Origin of the sequence: Candidatus Blochmannia vicinus, from assembly GCF_023586525.1 — a bacterium.
GTDB classification, from domain to species: Bacteria; Pseudomonadota; Gammaproteobacteria; order Enterobacterales; family Enterobacteriaceae; genus Blochmanniella; species Blochmanniella vicinus.
On sequence record NZ_CP097763.1, the window covers coordinates 192,708 to 209,857 of the forward strand.

Here is a 17,150-nt window from a genome sequence, read left to right on the forward strand (position 1 = left end):
ATAACCATCGAATAACTCATCTTTAATATTTATCACATTGCTTCATTTTATTTCAAATAAAAAATCAAATCTCATCATCTGGAGAAGAGAAGACAGTTTCTGCAATACGAGTATTACCTTTACGTTTCCGTTCTGATTGCATATTTTTTCTATATATTCCTTTGTCTCCCAATATCCAAGAAAGCGGACGTCGTTCTTCATTAATAGATTTCTTCAATAATAATAATGCCTGAATATACGCTTCGGGTCTAGGTGGACAACCAGGAATATAAATATCTACCGGAAGAAATTTATCTACTCCTTGTACTACAGAATAAATATCGTACATCCCGCCAGAATTAGCACAAGCCCCCATAGAAATTACCCATTTAGGTTCTAACATTTGATCATATAATCGTTGTATCACTGGAACCATTTTAATAAATGGCGTGCCGGCTATAACCATAAAATCTGCTTGCCGAGGAGATGCACGTAACACTTCTGAACCAAACCGAGCAACATCATGTATTGCAGTAAATGCAGTAGTCATTTCAACATAACAACATGATAATCCAAAATTATAAGGCCATAAAGAATTACTGCGTCCCCAATTAACAATTTTATGCAATAAAACACTCAGTTTTCCAAAAAACACATTCCGTTTAATAATTTTTTCTAACGGATCTGATATGATCTTTTTTTCTTGAAGAGGATATCGATCATCTTCGTTATGATTTGTTTTAGCTGTCGTTAAAGTATATTTCATACTTATTTCCTTCTGCTATTTTTTAATCGTTTTACAGTATCAATGTCAAAATGATCTACATAATTACCATGTCGCATTGATTGGTTTGTCCAATCAAACACACCAATTCTTACTAAATATATTAAACTAGCCAACAAAACAAAAATAAAGATAAAAACCTCACTAAATCCAATCCAACCTACATCTCGTATAGATACAGCCCAAACATACAAATATATCCCCTCTATATCAAAAATTACAAATACCATCGCGATCAAATAAAATTTAACAGAGAATCTTATTCTAGCATTCCCTACGGATTCAATACCTGATTCAAATGGTGTATTTTTAATACGTAAATCAGAGCGTCCTCCCAGAAAATATCCACACAACAACATAAAAACACATATAACCAAAATACCAAGTATGAATGTTATCACACCTAAATAACGAGTATCACACAAATTATATACCTTTTATTTTATTATTAGCTACTTAAATCAATACCAAATTATGCGCTCTTATAAACAAATAATTCAAATATTTTTAGTTTTAATATTATATTAAAGATCGATGCATAACTATTTATTGAATGATCTATTTAATATAATAATAAAAATTATTTTATATAACTATATTAATCTTATATTAAATAAAACTAATAATTATATAAACTCTAATCATGTATTACATCTATTATTAAAGTATGATTATTTTATGCTATACAAAATCAACATATTAATATTTAATGAAATATTCTTATAAATATTTTTATTTGCGTTACAAAATAATATAATCACAACTATTCAATTTATATCAATCAACTAAAGTATAAGAATTAAATTTGTTCTTACTCTCTTCTCCCAAAGAAAAATATTTCAAAAAATAAACATAAAAATTATATACAAAATTTATCTAAGTTTATTTAATTACTAGTATGGCAATAAGCTTACCAAAACATACACATTTACAAAAAATTATATCATCTTAGTAACTAAAAATTAATGACTAATAATTTTTAGTTACTAAGATGATATCATGTACTGACATTGGCTTACTAGTTGTACCAAAAACTATAAATCAACTAACAACTACTTATTATTTTTCTCATAATTGGACTTACAGCATGAAATGACCCAAATGCTATAACACAATCATCAAATGTAGCATCAGACATTGCTTGATTCCAAGCCTCTAATATATTACTAAATTGATGAACATTATCAGAATTAACCAAAAAAGCAGATAGTTCCTCAGAACTCGCAGAAAATGGTGTATCTAAATTAGAACAATACCAAACATTAATCAAATGATTTAAACAACATATGGTACCATGAATATCTTTAGTTTTTAACATTCCTATAACTATCCTTACACTACCTGTCCTGTCTAACAGGATTGCAGCTAATCGTTTAGCCAAATAATTAGCAGCATGAGGATTATGGCCCACATCCAAAATCACAAGCGGGCTATTAGTAATGATCTGGAAACGCCCTGGTAAATTAGCAGCCCGCAACCCATGACATATAGCCGTTTTTACAACTAAAAAAGGTAACCAACACAACACACTTAATGCAGTAGCAGCGTTTTCTAACGGAATGAGAGGTAATGGTAAATCATATAAAAAACCATTGTGACTAGAATACCTCCACCACATCCATTTATTTTCATAAACATGAAACCCCCAATCACGTCCGCGTGTGAACAGTATTGCCCCATAATATTTAGCCATTTTACTTATAGTTGTTGGAAGACAACTATCACCAATTACTACTGGTTTGTTAAAACGAAAAATACCAGATTTTTCTTTTGCAATCATATCACGACTTGTTCCTAAAAACTCAGTATGATCTATTGCAATATTAGTTATTACAGAAATATCAGGATCGACAATATTAGTAGCATCTAATCTGCCACCTAATCCAACCTCTAAGATGACCAAATCTAATTTTTCCTGCTTAAACATATATAAAGCAGATAAAGTAATAAATTCAAAATAAGTCAGCGCAATCTTATTACGAGCATCTTCTATCACAGACATTGCTGTAATATGAGCGCAATCCGGTAGCTCTTTGCCACAAATACGAATCCGTTCATTGTAAGAAAGTAAATGAGGTGAAGTATACAAACCAACCGTATTATTATTATTTAATAAAATCGCCTCCAATACACTACACGTCGTTCCTTTACCATTCGTCCCTCCTACCAGGATAACATATTCCGCAGGATGTATCAAATCAAGGTCAATCGCTATTTTTCGTATCCTATCCAGACTTAAGTCAATTGACACACAACTTAAACGTTCAATATAATATAACCATTCTGTCAATGACGATTGTTCGGTAGGAATAGATAAAATTTTACTCATATCTTGTACACTATTTCCACTATATAGTTATATGAATCTAAAACCTGAATATTAACAATAACATAAATGTTTATTTAAATAAATTGTAATAATCAACTTTGAGGTATTGATTTATGCATTAATTTTGCTAATAACCCTGCTACTTTAATTCGTAAATCTGGTCTACGAACAATCAAATCAATTGATCCCTTCTCTAATAAAAATTCACTACGTTGAAATCCTAATGGTAATTTTTCCCGAACTGTTTGCTCAATAACCCTAGGACCAGCAAATCCTATAAGAGCTTTTGGTTCAGCAATATTTAAATCTCCTAACATGGCTAAGCTAGCAGATACCCCCCCCATAGTAGGATTAGTTAAAACAGAAATGTATGGTAAACATTGTGCACGTAAATTGGCCAATGCAGCACTAGTCCTAGCCATCTGCATCAAAGACATCAACGCTTCCTGCATACGAGCACCGCCGCTCGCAGAAAAACAAACTAATGGACACCTAATTTTTAAGGCTTGATTTACCGCATACACAAAACGAGCTCCCACTACAGAAGACATTGATCCACCAATAAAAGCAAATTCGAAAGAAGCAGCGATGATCTCCATGCCATATAAAGTACCTTGCATAACTATTAATGCATCCTTTTCTTTCGTCATTTTTTGCGCTGAAAGCAGACGATCTTTATATCGTTTTACATCTTTAAACTTTAAAACATCTTTAGGTTCCAATTCGCTTCCTAATTCAAATGTACTATCTTGATCTAAAAAAGAAAGTAAACGTACTCGAGCCGAAATTATCATATGATGATCACATTTAGGGCATACTTCCAAATTGCGTTCTAATTCTTTTTTATACAATAATTGCCCACAATTATTGCACTTAGTCCATATACCTTCTGGAACATTTATTTTTCGGGTTGGAATAATGGCGTTTTTGTTAATAATTCGTTCAATCCAACTCATTTTTAACCTTTAATTTCTAAATTATTTTTAAAAAAATCATATTTGCTTAATAGTATTCATATACTTGAATAATTATACATATCATATTATTCGAAAATCTTTGACAGGAGAAATACATTACTCTCACAAAATAACTTAACAAAATCATAATATTATTTGTAGTAGCGTAACGATGTTATGCTAACATTATATCTTTATTTTTTACATGACACATTTTTTATAAAAATCTAATAACAGTACTCTATTCTAGTAAGTACTGTTTATAAAAAACTATAATTATTTTATAATTTATTTCTTGTTAAAACATAAATATATAGTATATTCACAAAAAATAATAAAATACGAATATAAATATGTTTACACACGCCATAATTCTTCTCTAAAAGAAGAAGGAATAGAAAAATATGAAGGATATTTAACTTCTACTAGATACAAACCACTAGCTGGAGCAGTCGAACCAGCTAACGATCTATCACAATTACTTAACAACTCTAAAACCCATGTTGTTGGTTTTTCTCCACAGCCGACTTTTACTAAACTCCCTACAATATTTCGTACCATATGATGCATAAAAGAATTTGCTTTGATATCTATCACAATACACTGACCTGTACGTACAATACGTATATGGTGTAATTTTCTTTGCTTTGAAGATGATTGACACCCTACCGCACAAAATGAAGTAAAGTCATTCTCTCCTAACAAGCAATGAGCAGCGTCACACATCTTGTTGATATCTAAATGTTTTTTATAGTGCCACGTGTTTCTAAACAATAAAGCAGATCTAATGTAGCCATTATAAATTACATAAAAATAACGACGAGAAATTGCGCTAAAGCGAGCATGAAAATCCTTATTTACCAATTTAACCCAACGCACGCAAATTTTAGATGGTAAATAATGATTGATACCTAGTGTCCAAGCAGATTTTGAACGCATAGAACAAGTTTCAAAATGAACAACTTGTCCTAACGCATGTACTCCAGAATCAGTACGTCCCGCACAAAATATAGTTACTTGCTCCGTTGTTATTTTTTTTATAGCATATTCTATACAACTTTGAATACTAGGCACATCTTTCTGTCTTTGCCAACCACAATATGAAGAGCCATCATATTCAATACCTAAGGCCAATTTTTGCATCACATTACAATTTTTATCATATTATATATAGTAACACATTTACATTAAACAATTAATAATGTTCTATCAACTCCGATTTAAAACAATAATACTTAATTAATACTTTAAACCCATAAATAATAGTATATACAACCAAAATTAATTTAACCTTGATCAATAGATATAAATCACAAACATACTAAATTTAAACACAATATTAGTCTCAATAATTATTATAAATTAATATATAATTCAATCGATGAATTCAAAAATATCTCATGTTAAAACAATTTCCTCAATAAAAATTATTTATTGTATTTTGTATTTAAAAACTACTACTCTATAACACAAACACATAGAAAAATTACATCGGAATAGACAAAATAATCTTTTAAAAAATGTCTTTTATTATAAGTCTTTCATCACTGCAAAAACCGTAACTATAATAAATAACATATATCACATAATAAAAAATAGTATTTTAAATAACATTTAACTATATTTATATATATATAATTATCATGTACAACATGTGTTCATACCCAAATTAGCTAATATTTCATTATTATAATCTATATCAGTTTCTACGCACAATGAAGACCACTCTCTACGATCTAAATAACGTCTACGTATCTTATCAAATCCTCCTTGTACTGCAGCAAATTGCCTTAATAACAAATCATCACAATGAATATTGTATACAAATTTAATCAATTTATTTAACAACATTTCATCTATTTTTCTTTGTAATTTCAAATAACAAATAACAGAAGGCTCTAACTCAGACAAATTAACCGTATCAAAAATATTAAAAAATTTACAGTACTCATTATATATTTGAGTAATGCTTCGTGTTTTACTTTCAAGAGTATATCCAGCAATATGAGCAGTTCCTATGTCTACATAAGACAACAGGGGTAAAGATAACTCTGGCTCTGTTTCCCATACGTCTAGTACTACTTTCAATTTTTTACCATGCTCTAACACTTTTAGTAACGCATGATTATCTATTACAGAACCTCGAGAAGTATTAATTAAAATACAATTAGTAGGTAATGCTTCTAAAACATCAATATCAACCATGTGCCATGTAGGATAATTTCCGTTATAAATTAAAGGAGTATGAAAAGTTAAAATATCTGCTTCAGAAACTAATTTTTCAAAAGACTTCCAAGAGTGTTTACGTTTACTTATATTTTTTTTTGCTAATGGAGGATCACATAACAAGGTATGTATACCAAAACTATGTAATCTTTCATACAACAAATTACCAACATGTCCTACACCAACAATGCCGATAATTTTATCACGTAAAAAAAATCTATCACGCTCTGCTAACCAAAATAATGCTGCAAAAACATATTCCACTACTGCCGCAGCGTTATTTCCTGGAGCATAAACAAAATTAATTCCATACTTTTTTAAATAATCTTGATCAATATGATCAACTCCAGAAGTTGCGGTGCCTACAAATTTTATAGAATCATCATCTAACAATTTCCGATTAACTTTTGTTACTGAACGCACTATCAAAGTATCTATGTTTCTTATATCTTTAGCAGAAATAGCACGTCCTGCACATACGACAATTTTATTATGTAAACCAAATAATTTATGGATATAAGGTATATCTTTATCAACCAAAATTCTCAAATTAATTCTCCAAACCAACTAGTGTACATAAATTAAAGTAGTCACTTTTTACAATCTTATGCAATTTAAAATTAAAGACAATATGAATATAAAATCTTCTAAATCTACTTTCATAAATTTCTTATATTTTAATTTTTACGCAACATGGATCTGTGCATTAAAACCGACAACAATATATATCTAAATCAACAAATTCACATTAAGCTTCATTATAATCCACATGTACTAAAACGTTGACACTATAAATATTAATTACTAAAATATTATTCGTAATGCACAAATATAATTAATAAAAATATCGCTAATTAAACATTAGTTTTTCACTAGCAGTGAAACAACACATACACAAGATAAAAATTTATAATACTGAACAGTAACCAATAATTTTTTAAAACAATATTTTAGGAATATTTACTCATAACTAATGTAGCATTTGTTCCTCCAAAACCAAAACTATTGGTCATAGCTGTTGTTAATTTACGGTAAATGGGCTTATTAATAACAATGTTCATGTTCTTTATATATGGATCTAAATGATCAATATTAATGCTTGGAGCAATAAAATTGTATTTTAACATTAATAAAGTAAAAATAATCTCATGAACTCCAGCAGCGCCTAACGAATGCCCGGTCATTGATTTAGTAGAAGAAAAAGTAGGATGTTGATCTCCAAAAATTTCACGAATTGCCCAAAGTTCTTTAATATCACCTATTTGGGTTGATGTACCATGCGTGTTGATATAATCTATTGGGCCAACAACATCTCTTAATGCCATTTTCATACATCGAACTGCTCCTTCTCCAGAAGGAGCAACCATATCACAGCCATCAGATGTAGCTCCATATCCAATAATCTCTGCGTAAATATGTGCATCACGATTTAATGCATGCGTTAATTCTTCTATTACAACTATTCCTCCTCCTCCTGCAATCACAAATCCGTCTCGATGAATATCGTAAGGACGAGACGCTTTTTCCGGCGTCATATTATACTTTGTAGATAGCGCTCCCATAGCGTCAAATTCACAAGCCATTTCCCAACATAACTCTTCTCCTCCTCCAGCAAAAATAATAGATTGTTTTCCTGATTGAATTAATTCAAGCGCATTTCCAATACAATGTGCAGATGTAGAACAAGCAGAGCTGATAGAATAACTAACTCCACGAATTTTAAAAGAAGTAGCCAAACATGCTGATACGCCCGAAGCCATAGATTTAGTAACCATATAAGGACCTACTCCCCTTAAACCACGTGAAAGCATCCCATTGGATCCAGATACTTGATTACGTGGCGAACCTCCTCCGGACCCAACAATCAATCCTGTTTGATCATTAGTAACCATACTTGTAGGTAATTCAGAATCTATTATGGCCTGCTCCATAGATAAATAAGTATAAATAGATGCATCGCTCATGAATCGAGAAATCTTGCGATCAATTAACCCTGATGTATTGATTTTAATACCACCCCAAATATGACTACGCATACCTGATTCTTCTAACTCTTTAGAAAAAGTAACTCCAGACCTACCATTTTTTAAAGAAGTTAAAACTTCGTTCTGATTATTTCCAATGCTTGATATAATCCCCAAACCAGTTATAACAGCACGTTTCATATTTAATACACCTCATGATAATAATATTTTGTAACATCAAAACTATACTAAATCTTAAAGATATCTACTTAAAATGTTAATCTTATAGAAGCAATTATTAATATAAGAAATAAATCAATCATTTGACACTAATTATGTATTACATAAAAAATCAAAAAATATTTTTCCTATATTTGAAATACTGTTCCTTCAATTAAAATACAACATATAAGCATATTACTTGTAACTAACATTTATACTGTTATAATACCAACTAGCATTAATCATATTGCTAATTAAATTAATTGTATTTAATAGGCAATATATAACTAATAATTAACTTAACCATCAAGATATAGTATTTATTAAAATAATAGCGCTGCATCCTATAGATTCAAAAGTCGTAACACAGTCATAAAAACACAATAACGATAATTATAGTTTATCAACAATGCATAAATATTTATCTATAACCTGATAACTAATCTTTTAAATTAAGAACACTATGCCAACAAAGAATATATTAACAATCTTTATTAATGTTATACATATTATTAATAACTTTATTTATTTATATGTTGACATATACTATAATAACGCTGAGAATCAGTGTATATAAGTTTTTGTAAAATAATACACACAAATTAACAACACCATGTGCTAAAACATGGAATGTAAAAACCTGTCTCTTATCGTCCTCCAACTATTACACTAAGATTCCTACTTAAAACATATTATTATGAAATAAAGATATAATCATTTTAATACTCTCCTTAAAACACATTATATTCTCAAATACAATCACTTTAACACACATTAATATCATCATAGGAGCTATAGATCTATGAACAACACAACGAAAAAAATATTAACAGAAATGCATACTATACTAGATATGTTACGCTGGGGCAGCAGTCAATTTAATGCTAATCCAATTTTTTATGGTCACGGTACTAATAATTTCTGGGATGAAACATTACATCTAATATTGCCTAGTTTAAACTTGCCTATAAATATTCCAACAGAAATATACCAAGCCCGTCTAACTAAGAAAGAACGCGCAAATATAATCAAACTAGTTTACCATCGTATTGACAAGCGTATACCAGTGCCTTATTTAACTCATAAAGCATGGTTTTGCGGTCTAGAATTTTACGTAGATAAACGAGTATTTATCCCCCGTTCTCCAATTGGAGAACTAATCACGTCATATTTTCATAATCTATTGCCCCAGTACCCATATCGCATTCTTGATATAGGCACGGGTAGCGGATGCATTGCTATCGCAACCGCTATAATCTATCCAAAATCTGAAGTAGATGCAGTAGATATTTCTATAGATGCATTGAAGGTAGCTGAACATAATATTAAATTATATAATTTAGAAAATCGTGTTGTTCCTATTTATTCAGATTTATTTAAAAATTTAGAAAAAATAAAATATGATCTAATAATAACTAATCCTCCTTATGTAAACAATTCATATATATATAAATTACCAAGAGAATTTCGTTACGAACCTGTGATATCCTTATCTGCAGGTAATAACGGATTAAAAATAATTCAAAAAATACTGATGAACGTTGTGCATCATTTAAACACAAATGGAATTTTTATATGCGAAGTAGGTAGAGCTAAAATGGCATTAATAAAATGTTTTCCAAATATACCTTTTCGTTGGTTACAACTTTATCACGGAGGAGAAGGTGTATTTATGTTGACTTATAAACAATTATTATCTTTTAACAACAATTGTATAATTTGATAACTAAGGAAAAATTATAATGGCTGGAAATAGTATTGGACAATTTTTTAGAGTTACAACATTTGGAGAATCTCATGGATCTGCAATAGGTGGTATTATTGACGGAGTACCTCCAGGCCTTCCTTTAACAACACAAGATCTACAAAATGATCTAAATCGTAGACGTCCGGGATCTTCTCGTTATACTAGTCAACGATCAGAATTAGATCTAGTAGAAATTTTATCTGGTGTTTTTAATGGAAAAACAACGGGTACCAGTATAGGCTTATTTATAAAAAATACTGATCAACGATCTCAAGATTATGAAAAAATAAAAGATTTATATCGGCCTGGGCATGCTGATTATACTTATGAAAAAAAATATGGCTTTAGGGATTACCGTGGTGGAGGACGTTCTTCAGCGCGTGAAACAGCGGTACGAGTGGCAGCAGGAGCTATTGCTAAAAAATATCTGTTTAACATAAAAAAAATAAAAATTCGAGGATTTTTAGCGCAAATGGGTAATATTCATTGCAATTTTAAAGATTGGGAGAAGGTCAATGATAATCCATTTTTTTGTTCTGATACTGAGCAATTAAGCGCATTAGATAGATTAGTAAATGATTTAATAAAATCTGGAGATTCTATTGGTGCAAAAATAACAATAATAGCGAGCAATATACCGATTGGTTTAGGAGAACCTGTATTTGATAGACTTGATGCTGATTTAGCTCATGCACTGATGAGTATTAATGCAGTAAAAGGTATAGAAATTGGCGATGGATTTTCAGCTATTACAAAACACGGTAGTGAACATCGAGATGAAATGACATCAAATGGATTTCAAAGTAATAATGCTGGAGGAATTTTAGGAGGGATTAGCAATGGACAACCAATAATTGCACATATAGCCGTTAAACCGACTTCAAGTATAACAGTTCCAGGCAATACCATTACATCTAAAAATGAAGAAACACAAGTAATTACTACAGGACGTCACGATCCATGTATTGGTCTAAGAGTAGTTCCCATAGCAGAAGCCATGATAGCTATCGTTTTAATGGATCACCTGCTCAGACAACGCGCACAATGTGGAAACCCATAACAAGACATTTTTTAAGTTAAAATTATAACACTTAATGACTAAAATAGCTATATATATAAACTTATTTGAGATTAATTATGAATAAATTGTACTTACGGCGTTCTATTGCATTAATAAATTATTTATTTATAAAAAATCATATTCATTTTTTTATAAATAAATCCTCAACTTTAAAATATAACGTTTATCTATAATTTTTAAAGCACCTAAAACAATACATGATAATTACATATAGAATAAAATAAAAATTAACAAATTTATAATAACAAGTCTTCGTAGTTAAACGGATATAACGCACCTCTCCTAAGGGTTAATTGCAGGTTCGATTCCTGTCGAAGACGCAATTATAGTTATTATTATACATATTATCCAAATTCTAGATTTACTAAATCATTATTTATATACTACTAGTAACAAATGTTCAATCATTACCTAAAGTATCATGATACTTTAGGTAATGATTGAACATTAAACATATAATATAGATTATTTATATAGAACACAAAAGATACACTACAAATTAAATTAATTGCTTTATATTTTAATAAAATTATAAAACTACTTGACTAAACACTAAAATGGACCCACTGAACATGGGTATAAAAAATTTATGAATTTAACTAAAATATGTTTTATATCAATAAAATATATCTATGAAATGAATTTTTCTATAAAAACTAAAAATTTTTAAAGAAATAGCTTTCTATATTGATTCATTTAATATACTAAATAATAATACCAACCAACAGATATATATTTAATATTATTACTATTATTGTTATTAACCAACCAACCAACTTAATTAATAAAGAATTTACTAATTCATCCATTAATTTGGCATTTCCAGTAAATACTAACAATGGTATCAATGCAAGCGCGATTCCAAAACTAAGTAATACTTGACTCATTATCAAAATACGTGTGGAATCAATTCCAAAAGAAATAACTATAAATGAGGGTAGCATAGTAATAACACGACGTAATAACAATGGAATATGGAAATGAACAAAACCTTGCATCACTACTTGACCTGCTAAAGTGCCTACCACTGTGGAGGATAATCCTGCTGCTGTCAAACTTAAACCAAAAACTGTGGCGGCAGTATGGTTCAATAAAGGAGATAAAGTTAAATAAGCCTCATTTAAATTGGAAATACCAGTATATCCACTGCAATGAAATACTGCTGCTGCAGTGGCCATCATAGATAAATTTACAAATCCAGCAACAGTCATCGCAATAGCAACATCTAATTTTGTAGAAGAATATCGATCAGCTCTACTTGCCGTTATATTATTATCTTGAGTAAGAGAAGAATGTAAATAAATGACATGCGGCATAATTGTGGCGCCCAAAACCCCTGCTGACAAAAATACTGCTTCTCTATTTGGAAGCATTGGAAATAATATACTCATGCCTAATACAAGAAATTTAGGTTTTGAGTAAAATAACTCAATAACATAAGCAATCGCAACAAAAAATAATAAACCTCCAACAACAAATTCTAATGGTTTTTTACCATATTTTTGCAAGGTTAAAATTAAAAAAGTTATTAACCCTGTCAAAAATGCACCTTGCAATAAAGATATTCCGAACAATATTTGAAATCCAATAGCAGCCCCAATAAATTCTGCTAAATCTGTAGCCATAGCAATAATTTCAGCTTGAATCCAATATATCCATACAACCGATTTTGGAAATTGATCTCGAATATGTTCCGCCAAATTTTTTCCAGTAGCAATCCCAAGTTTTGCAGAAAGCAACTGAATTATCATAGCCATGATATTTGCCCATACTACAACCCACAATAATTGGTAACCAAAAGTAGCTCCAGCTTGTATATTAGTTGCAAAATTTCCAGGATCTATATATCCAATAGCAGCTATAAAAGCAGGACCAAGTAACGAAAATTTAATTTTTCTACTAGCACGATGCTCAACAACTACTGTATCTTGCTTATTTTGCATACTAATAGTCCTCATGAAATCATCTTATTCAATTAACTTTATATACTTAAACAAAAAATAATTATACTATAATGGAAATAATAATTATTACATGATCAAATTTAAAGATATAACCTCACCATAGGTGAGATTGTATTTTATATTATTAATAAGTATAGCATAGGCTATACTTATTAAATTATATTTTTTAGACTCATTAATAATCTTTTAATCATTATGGGTTTATATACAAAAATTAAATCTAATTAAATTGTTTACATATAACTAATTTTTATTGCTGTTTTTTGCTATATAAAATAATACAAATTTTTTTGTATTACATTAGTGGAGTAAAAATTGTGTCTCGTATCTTACATTTTATTCTAGGATTCACTGCAATAGTAATTCTATCACTGCTTGTCAGTAGTAATCCAAAAAATATTCGTATACGTTTTATTTTTCAGATATTAATCATAGAAATTTTATTGGGATACTTTATTTTACATTCCCAATTAGGATCAGATTCTGTACAAAGATTATGTACTTTATTTAATGCACTATCAATTTTTGCATTAGAAGGGACTAATTTTGTTTTTGGAGGAATGCACACACAAGGATTAGCTACTTTTTTTTTAAACATACTTTGCCCAATTATTTTTATTTCCGCTCTAATTGGTATTCTACGGTACACTGGAATATTAACGTTCACTATTCAAATAATTGGCACTATTTTATCTAAAATTAACGGAATGGGAAAATTAGAATCTTTCAATGCTGTTAGTTCACTGATTTTAGGGCAATCTGAAAATTTTATAGTTTATAAAGATATTATTAAAAATATATCTGAGCCTCGAATGTATACTATGGCAGCAACTTCTATGTCTACAGTATCTATCTCTATAATGGGAACATATATGACCATGCTATCTCCAAAATATGTTGTAGCTGCATTAATATTGAATATATTTAGCGCCTTTCTTATACTATCACTACTTAATCCTTATGTAATAAACAAAGAGAAAGACTTACATATAGCCTATTTATATACTAATAATCAAAATATCTTTGAAATTATAAGCGAATATATTTTAATTGGGTTTAAAATAGCTATTACTGTTGCTGCAATGTTAATAGGGTTTATTGCTCTCATCTCTGCTCTTAATGCAATATTTCAAGTGTTACTGCATATATCTTTGCAAGAAATTTTAAGTTATGTTTTCTTTCCATTCGCTTGGATTATAGGGATACCTACCGATGAAATATTACAAGCAAGTAGTATCATGGCAATTAAGTTAGTTTCTAATGAATTTATTGCCATTATAAATTTACAGAAAAATTCTGACATTCTATCATCTCAAACTGTAGGAATAGTATCAGTTTTTTTAGTTTCATTTTCTAATTTTTCATCTATTGGTATTATTATAGGCGCTATTAAAGGATTGAATAAGACACAAGGAAGTATGATATCGCATTACGGATTTAAACTAATATATAGCTCTACACTAATTAACATGTTATCAGCCACAATAACTGGTTTAGTAATGTAATTTTTACTAATAAATAAAATGTTTTCTATATTTAGCTATGAAATTAGTACTCATCTGAGAATAAATACTGAGTAATATCACATTGATGTAATTAAAAATTAAATAATTCTTAAAACGGTAAAAATAATCACAATAAAACAAGATATATTATACGATATACAGGATAATATTTTTAAAAATTACATGAAAACCAAAGCAGACTCTACCTAGATTACGCCAAATTCTTGAAATACCACACTTGAAAGAGGAGGTATCCTCAACTAACAACCAACTATAGTCCTAAAATTTATTATAAAAAATAATAACCTCTGTTATCTGTCATATATTTAATAGTCTCGATTATATATTTGAATTAAAAGTTTGATGATAATAATTATTTACTTGTATACTGAATACAGCGCGTTGAAATATAACGTACAGCTTGATTAATACGCTCTAATACACGAGATTTTCCAATAGCATGTATAATACGACTAAGAGTTGGAGATCGATCTGTTCCAGTTAATGCTACGCGAAGTGGCATCCCTATTTGATCCATACTGACGTTTAATTCATTAACAGCTTCAATAATAACTGATTTAATGGTTTCTGGTGTCCAATGGACTATATTACTGAATTTTATTTTTAAATATTTTAATGGCATTATTGCTATAGGCTTCAAGTAATCTTTAGCTACCTTATTTTCAAATATATTAAAATCTATATAAAAATAATGACAATTATCTGCAATTTCTTTTAATGTTCGCGAACGTTTCGAAAATAATTTTATTATATCAGTTAACTGCGGACCATTTTTCGTGCTGATTCTTTGTTGACGCATGTGCCACGACAAATGTGAAGCTACATAATCTATTGGCAAATGATTAATATAATAATGATTTAACCAAAGCAATTTTTCAAAATTAAAAATACTAGGAGATTTACTAATTCCACTAAAATCAAAATATTTTTTCATCTGCTCAATGCTAAAAATTTCTTGATTCCCATAAGACCATCCTAATTTTACTAAATAATTAAGTATAGCTTCAGGAAGAAATCCATCGTCACGGTATTTCATAATTCCTAACGCTTCACGACGTTTTGATAATTTTTTACGTTCATGATCTAAAATCATTGACACATGAGCATATGTTGGTATTGGAGCTTTTAATGCTTTTAAAATATTTATTTGACGCGGGGTGTTGTTAATATGTTCCTCTCCTCGTATCACGTGAGTAATTTGCATATCCATATCATCTACAACAACGCAAAAATTATACGTTGGAGACCCATCAGAACGACGAATAATTAAATCATCTAGTTCTTTATTACTGAACGTAATTGTGCCTCTAATCTGATCGTGGAAAATCACCACACCTTTCTGAGGATTACAAAAACGAACGACATAAGAATTAACACACGAATTATAATTTATAGCTGTAGATTTGAAACGACAATAACCATCATATTTAGGTTTTTCTCCTTTTTTTATTTGATTTAACCGTAATAATTCCAATCTTTCTGATGAACAATAGCATTTATAGGCCATATTATGTTGAATCATATAATTTATTACACTATTATAACGAGCAAACCTATCAGTTTGAAAATAAGGACCTTCATCCCAATCTAAACTGAGCCAATTCATTCCCGAAACAACAAATTTAACAGCATCATGTACAGAACGTTGTAAATTAGAATCTTCTATACGCAACAAAAATTTTCCGCCTTGCTTACGAGCAAATAACCAAGAATATAAAGCGGTACGAATGTTTCCAATATGTATAGAGCCTGTAGGACTAGGAGCAAATCGAGTTTTAATATTCATAAAGATTAAATACCTAATTATACAAAATATACAAATCACTTATCTAAGTTAATACTATATTAAATAGAATTACTACATGTAATAAATAACAACTAAAAATCTATATTTTTATAAAAATCCATTGACTCATATCAATATGAATCCATATAATTCAATCCAAACAATAAAAAAGGTGATTAGCTCAGATGGCAGAGCATCTCCCTTACAAGGAGAGGGTCGGCGGTTCAAATCCGCCATCACCTATTTTATTTGTCTTAATAAACTTAGGGTCGTTAGCTCAGAAGGTAGAGCAGTTGACTTTTAATCAATTGGTCGCAGGTTCGAATCCTGCACGACCCAAGGAATTAATCGCTTTAATCATGCTAATAAAAATATGTACATAATTGATGTAATAAAAAATTAAATCACGACTGTTATGTTACTAATACTCATTAATAAAAAGAAACACTGCTCTTTACTAAGGTTTAAAAATTAAAATATATATGCTAATTTTAGACTTAAATAAGAAAACTTCGTTAATATAAACTAAATATTTACTAATAAACTTAAATTCACAATCCTTTATTTTTATCTAAATTATTCTAAC

12 protein-coding genes and 3 tRNA genes are annotated in these 17,150 nt (G+C 29.5%); 6 read left to right on the top strand and 9 right to left on the bottom strand.

Annotated features, from left to right (window positions below):
* Positions 1-64 precede the first annotated feature (64 nt).
* From M9408_RS00815 to fabB, 7 genes are all read right to left on the bottom strand, one after another.
* Entirely contained in the window at positions 65-745 is a 681-nt protein-coding gene (locus M9408_RS00815; protein WP_250257310.1) for a NuoB/complex I 20 kDa subunit family protein, read from the bottom strand.
* A 2-nt stretch (positions 746-747) separates the two neighbouring features.
* A complete protein-coding gene (gene ndhC, locus M9408_RS00820; RefSeq protein WP_250257311.1) occupies positions 748-1,122 on the bottom strand; it encodes an NADH-quinone oxidoreductase subunit A in 375 nt (124 codons plus the stop codon).
* 686 nt (positions 1,123-1,808) lie between these two features.
* Positions 1,809-3,092 carry a bifunctional tetrahydrofolate synthase/dihydrofolate synthase gene (gene folC, locus M9408_RS00825; RefSeq protein WP_250257312.1) on the bottom strand — a complete coding sequence of 428 codons (1,284 nt, stop codon included), beginning with the start codon at positions 3,090-3,092 and terminating at the stop codon, positions 1,809-1,811.
* Positions 3,093-3,184: 92 nt separating this feature from the next.
* The gene (accD, locus tag M9408_RS00830; RefSeq protein ID WP_250257313.1) at positions 3,185-4,048 is read right to left on the bottom strand and encodes an acetyl-CoA carboxylase, carboxyltransferase subunit beta; all 864 of its coding nucleotides are present in this window, start codon (positions 4,046-4,048) and stop codon (positions 3,185-3,187) included.
* Between the two features lie 357 nt (positions 4,049-4,405).
* The gene (gene truA, locus M9408_RS00835) at positions 4,406-5,191 is read right to left on the bottom strand and encodes a tRNA pseudouridine(38-40) synthase TruA (RefSeq protein ID WP_250257314.1); all 786 of its coding nucleotides are present in this window, start codon (positions 5,189-5,191) and stop codon (positions 4,406-4,408) included.
* A 498-nt stretch (positions 5,192-5,689) separates the two neighbouring features.
* Positions 5,690-6,823 carry a 4-phosphoerythronate dehydrogenase gene (locus M9408_RS00840; RefSeq protein ID WP_250257315.1) on the bottom strand — a complete coding sequence of 378 codons (1,134 nt, stop codon included), beginning with the start codon at positions 6,821-6,823 and terminating at the stop codon, positions 5,690-5,692.
* A gap of 401 nt (positions 6,824-7,224) precedes the next feature.
* Positions 7,225-8,439 carry a beta-ketoacyl-ACP synthase I gene (gene fabB / locus M9408_RS00845; RefSeq protein WP_250257316.1) on the bottom strand — a complete coding sequence of 405 codons (1,215 nt, stop codon included), beginning with the start codon at positions 8,437-8,439 and terminating at the stop codon, positions 7,225-7,227.
* An 823-nt stretch (positions 8,440-9,262) separates the two neighbouring features.
* Here fabB and prmB point away from each other — a divergent pair.
* The 3 genes from prmB (at position 9,263) to M9408_RS00860 (ending at position 11,608) form a co-directional block, all read left to right on the top strand.
* Positions 9,263-10,183, top strand: coding sequence for a 50S ribosomal protein L3 N(5)-glutamine methyltransferase (gene prmB / locus M9408_RS00850; protein WP_250257317.1), 921 nt, complete (start codon positions 9,263-9,265; stop codon positions 10,181-10,183).
* A 19-nt stretch (positions 10,184-10,202) separates the two neighbouring features.
* The gene (gene aroC, locus M9408_RS00855) at positions 10,203-11,267 is read left to right on the top strand and encodes a chorismate synthase (protein WP_250257318.1); all 1,065 of its coding nucleotides are present in this window, start codon (positions 10,203-10,205) and stop codon (positions 11,265-11,267) included.
* 269 nt (positions 11,268-11,536) lie between these two features.
* Positions 11,537-11,608, top strand: a tRNA-Arg gene (locus tag M9408_RS00860).
* A gap of 384 nt (positions 11,609-11,992) precedes the next feature.
* Here M9408_RS00860 and M9408_RS00865 read toward each other — a convergent pair.
* The gene (locus tag M9408_RS00865; protein WP_250257319.1) at positions 11,993-13,231 is read right to left on the bottom strand and encodes an Nramp family divalent metal transporter; all 1,239 of its coding nucleotides are present in this window, start codon (positions 13,229-13,231) and stop codon (positions 11,993-11,995) included.
* Between the two features lie 338 nt (positions 13,232-13,569).
* On the opposite strand from M9408_RS00865, the gene M9408_RS00870 reads away from it, so the two are divergent.
* Positions 13,570-14,757, top strand: a complete 1,188-nt coding sequence (locus M9408_RS00870) for a NupC/NupG family nucleoside CNT transporter (RefSeq protein ID WP_250257320.1) — start codon at positions 13,570-13,572, stop codon at positions 14,755-14,757.
* 373 nt (positions 14,758-15,130) lie between these two features.
* On the opposite strand, the gene gltX is transcribed toward M9408_RS00870, so the two are convergent.
* The gene (gltX, locus tag M9408_RS00875) at positions 15,131-16,564 is read right to left on the bottom strand and encodes a glutamate--tRNA ligase (RefSeq protein ID WP_250257321.1); all 1,434 of its coding nucleotides are present in this window, start codon (positions 16,562-16,564) and stop codon (positions 15,131-15,133) included.
* Positions 16,565-16,734: 170 nt separating this feature from the next.
* Here gltX and M9408_RS00880 point away from each other — a divergent pair.
* Both M9408_RS00880 and M9408_RS00885 read left to right on the top strand, forming a co-directional pair.
* Positions 16,735-16,807 (top strand) — tRNA-Val (locus M9408_RS00880).
* Positions 16,808-16,830: 23 nt separating this feature from the next.
* Positions 16,831-16,903: transfer RNA gene (locus M9408_RS00885), tRNA-Lys, on the top strand.
* Positions 16,904-17,150 lie beyond the last annotated feature (247 nt).

Coding starts and splice junctions, on each gene's coding strand:
- M9408_RS00815 (WP_250257310.1), bottom strand. CDS start 745: ATGAAATATACTTTAACGACAGCTAAAACAAATCATAACGAAGATGAT.
- ndhC (WP_250257311.1), bottom strand. CDS start 1,122: ATGTTGTTGTGTGGATATTTTCTGGGAGGACGCTCTGATTTACGTATT.
- folC (WP_250257312.1), bottom strand. CDS start 3,092: ATGAGTAAAATTTTATCTATTCCTACCGAACAATCGTCATTGACAGAA.
- accD (WP_250257313.1), bottom strand. CDS start 4,048: ATGAGTTGGATTGAACGAATTATTAACAAAAACGCCATTATTCCAACC.
- truA (WP_250257314.1), bottom strand. CDS start 5,191: ATGCAAAAATTGGCCTTAGGTATTGAATATGATGGCTCTTCATATTGT.
- fabB (WP_250257316.1), bottom strand. CDS start 8,439: ATGAAACGTGCTGTTATAACTGGTTTGGGGATTATATCAAGCATTGGA.
- prmB (WP_250257317.1), top strand. CDS start 9,263: ATGAACAACACAACGAAAAAAATATTAACAGAAATGCATACTATACTA.
- aroC (WP_250257318.1), top strand. CDS start 10,203: ATGGCTGGAAATAGTATTGGACAATTTTTTAGAGTTACAACATTTGGA.
- M9408_RS00865 (WP_250257319.1), bottom strand. CDS start 13,231: ATGCAAAATAAGCAAGATACAGTAGTTGTTGAGCATCGTGCTAGTAGA.
- gltX (WP_250257321.1), bottom strand. CDS start 16,564: ATGAATATTAAAACTCGATTTGCTCCTAGTCCTACAGGCTCTATACAT.